Annotated in this window: 3 protein-coding genes, 1 tRNA gene and 1 pseudogene; all 5 read right to left on the minus strand. The window is 63.8% G+C overall.

What is annotated here, in order from left to right; genetic code table 11:
- Positions 1 to 455, minus strand: a pseudogene (locus tag WBF74_RS05825) (hypothetical protein); the annotation flags it as partial.
- Positions 452 to 1,246, minus strand: a complete 795-nt coding sequence (locus WBF74_RS05830) for a sensor histidine kinase (protein ID WP_424436575.1) — start codon at positions 1,244 to 1,246, stop codon at positions 452 to 454. The gene WBF74_RS05830 and the pseudogene WBF74_RS05825, both read right to left, overlap by 4 nt.
- A gap of 183 nt (positions 1,247 to 1,429) precedes the next feature.
- Positions 1,430 to 1,505, minus strand: a tRNA-Thr gene (locus tag WBF74_RS05835).
- Positions 1,506 to 1,604: 99 nt separating this feature from the next.
- The gene (locus WBF74_RS05840; RefSeq protein ID WP_424436578.1) at positions 1,605 to 2,588 is read right to left on the minus strand and encodes an alpha/beta fold hydrolase; all 984 of its coding nucleotides are present in this window, start codon (positions 2,586 to 2,588) and stop codon (positions 1,605 to 1,607) included.
- An 11-nt stretch (positions 2,589 to 2,599) separates the two neighbouring features.
- On the minus strand, positions 2,600 to 3,680 hold a 1,081-nt coding region (locus tag WBF74_RS05845; protein ID WP_424436581.1), incomplete at its 5' end, for a heme biosynthesis protein HemY.

A 3,680-nucleotide genomic window follows, 5' to 3' on the forward strand; every position in this document is an offset into this window, starting at 1 on the left:
GCCACATTGGGCTGCGTATAGACCCGGGTGAGGTCGTGCCGGTCGGCAAGCAGCACCCCGTCGCCAATGGTTGGCAAATGCGCCACGCCGCGCCGAAAGGTGAGACGCCCGCTCGCCGGGTCAGACACGACTTCGCCTGCGAGATTGAGTTCGATGAGGCGGATATCCTCCGCTCCGCCGCCACTGGCAGGCGCGGGCGCGCTCACGGCGGATACAAGCCCCACAACGGCCGAAAGCGGCGTCGGAATTTTCACAAGCTGGCCGATCTCGACACGGTGATATCCGTCTTCGCTGCCCGCTTCCCGTTCGAGAACAGCAATCGCCTGCGACCCGGAAACAGAAACAATATGAGCGATGCGCTTGGGCGGAGCGGCAGGCAGGCCGCGCCGATCCACGAAAGGCGGCGCCTCGGGGCTGTCAGCACTGACCTGAGGAGCGGTGAAGGGAATGCTCATGATCTGTCGCCTTGCTGAAACGCACCGGGCGCGAGCTTGCGCGCGGGGGGTAAGGTGAAAAAGACGGTCGTTCCACGGCCCGGCTCGCTATGGACCTGAAACTCACCGCCGTGAAGACGCGTCAGCGCCGCCGCAATCGGCAGGCCGAGACCCGTGCCCTCATGGCCGCGCGAATAGCTCGCCTGAACCTGTCCGAATGGCGTCATCGCGTGATCGATCTGCTCGCGCGTCATGCCGATGCCCGTATCGGCAACGGCAATGGTGACGCCGCCATCCGGTGTAGCGGTGGCCACAAGCACGATGCGCCCGCCCTCGCCGGTGAATTTATGGGCATTGGAAAGCAGGTTGATCAGCACCTGCTTCACGCGCCGCACATCGACAGGAACGGCAGGCAGAACAGGATCGGCCTTGATTTCCAGAAGCTGCGATTTCTCGCGGATGCGCGGTTCGATCAGCACCGTGCAGGCATTGATCAGCTCGCGCAGATCGCAGATTTCGCGGTTCAGCACGAAAGTGCCGCTCTCGATTTTCGAGATATCGAGAATGTCCGTGATGATGTTGAGAAGATGCTTGCCCGCCGCCGCAATATGCGACGCATATTCTGCCGTCTTGTCAGACGACTTGCCGCTGTCGGCAATGTGCTGGATGAATTCCGAGAAGCCGATAATGGCGTTGAGAGGCGTGCGCAGCTCATGGCTCATATTGGCGAGGAACTCGGATTTGGTGCGGCTCGCTATTTCCGACTCGATTTTCGCCGAGCGCAGCGCAGCCTCCGACCGGCGGCGCGACATCAGCTCGCCGAGGTTGGAAGAGTATTCCGCCAGAAGCGATTTCCGGCGGCCTCGAGATATGGACCCTTGTCCGTGCATGAAACGCCGTAACCGCCCGCCGATGACCGGCCTGCAGCATATGGGACCTTTCCTTGAGGACAGGTAAACAGAAGCTTGCGGAAAAGGGTCGATTTCGCGGGAAAATGGTGCCGCTTGGGTGACTCGAACACCCGACCCCCTCATTACGAATGAGGTGCTCTACCAACTGAGCTAAAGCGGCGACGGAGCGGGCGGTGCCCGGCCCTCGCGAGGGCTTTCAGATACCCTGCCCCGCCGCCTTTGGCAACAGGGAGAAGGCCCGGAATCGCGCTTCTCGCCCCTATTTGTCGGCTTCACCGCCGGCAAGCGCCCCGTCGAGAAACCGGCGGACATCCCCGGCGCTTTGTCCGGCCACTTCCTCCATCGGCACATGGCCGACATTCTCATAGATGACGAGGTCGGCATGGGGGATGCGCGCCTTGAACTCATGCGCGGCCGAAACCGGGATGAGCCCGTCCTTGTCGCCCCAGAGGATGAGGGTCGGCATGGCGATTTCGGCCAGCCGGGCGGCAAAGACCTCCTCATTCTGCGCGGCATAGCCCGCAAAGCGGATCCGCGTCGCTTCGCGGTTGCCCTCATGGAGCGACAGGTCGAAATAGCGCGACACCATCTCGTCGGTCACTTTCGACTGATCGACAAAGACCTTGCGCACACCCTCCTCCACCAGTGAGCGGGGCAGGATGAACGACATGATCTTGCTCAGAACCGGCGTCCGCGCGATGCGGAAGGCAAGCGGCACGTCATCTTCGTCCCGCGCGACGGGAATGCCGGCCGAATCCACCAGAATGAGCGCGCTCACCCGCTCGGGATGCGTCAGCGCAAGCTGTGCGGCCACGCCGCCGCCCATTGAATTGCCCGCAATGGCGAAGCGCTCAACGCGGAGCATGTCCATCACCTCGACGACAAAGGCCGCCATGCCCGCCCGCGAATAATCGTCGCCCGGCACCCGGCCCGTCAGCCCGTGGCCCGGCAGGTCCATGCTGATGATCCGGTAGCTGTCACCGAGTTCGGCAACCCATGGCTCCCATGTATGGAGCGAGGCATTGGAGCCGTGAATGAGCACCAGCACCGGTCCTGCCGGAACTCCCTCGTCACGAATATGCGCGCTTGCACCTGAAGGAAGCGTCACAAATTGCGAAGCACCCCCCGCATAGCGGCCAATAAGCTGCTCGCGCGGCACATCAAACTGCACCACCGAAATGAAGATGACGGCAAACGCGAGCACGATCAGCGTCAGCGTGCCCACCAGAAGCCGTTTGATCATTTGCGTTCCCCTTACCCGCCGCGCCTGGCGCTTTCCTCATCATCCGTTCCCGGATCATCCGGCAGAGGCGGGGTGAAGGCAAGAACCTCCGTGTCGATTTCGACCGTCTCGACACTCTCTTTTTCGGCCGGCCCTTCGGACGCAGAGGCGGGCGCATCTTCGTCCGCACTCTCCGCCACCACAGGCAGGCGATCGGACAGGAGTTCGGGGGCCGCCCATTTCAGCCCGTCAAACTCGCCCGTTACGGGGTTGATCGGCGACCAGCGATGGGCGCGATAGCCTGTCCCGCTCCATTGCGGGTCTTCCGGCGCATGAAGCGCCCGGGTGAGCCAGCTCCGCGCAGCCCCCCTGTCGCCAAACTCGCCTTCCTCGATCTCGGCCATCAATTCGCAGATGCGTTGCGTCGGCGCCTCGCTTGCCGTCGGCCCCGCATAGGCAGAAAGCGCCGCCCGCGCGCTCTTCCAGTCGCGCGCACCAATGGCACCGCGCGCTTCGAGAATGCGGCTCTCGCGATGAGCGGGATTGCGCGCCGCGAGCGCCCTTGCGCGTTCGGCACGGGCATAGCCGGTTTCGTCCTCCACCATCTCGAGCCAGACATCGGCGAGATCGGGATGCGGCGCCCTTGTCCATGCGTCTTCGATCAGCTTCACAGCCCTGCGCTGCTTGCCCGTCTCGGCATAAAGCCGCGCGGCAAGCGCAATGGCGGGCACGAAGTCCGGCTCAAGCGACACCGCTTCGGACGCAAGTTTCAAAGCCTTCTCGAGCGCTGGCGTGCGCACCTCCGGCGCCTGGGCACGGGCGGCTTCAAGCGCCGTCATGGCTTGCGCCGTCAGAAGCACGGCGCGGCGGCGGCGCGCTTCATCGCGCGCAATGAGCTTTGCCGAAACCGTCCGGTCAAGCGTTGCAAGCGCCGCGTCCCAGTCCTCGCCTGCTGCTTCGATTTCAAACACGGCCTGCGCCGCCCAGGGCGTCTGCGGGCGAAGTGTGAAAGCACGGCGCGCATAGCCAAGCGCCTTTTCGCGATCTCCCGAGCGACGCGCCTGAATGAACAGACCGCGAAGGCCGAGAAACTCCGTCTCCGGCGCGGCCAGC

The organism is Parvibaculum sp., assembly GCF_049672805.1.
Classification (GTDB): domain Bacteria; phylum Pseudomonadota; class Alphaproteobacteria; order Parvibaculales; family Parvibaculaceae; genus Parvibaculum.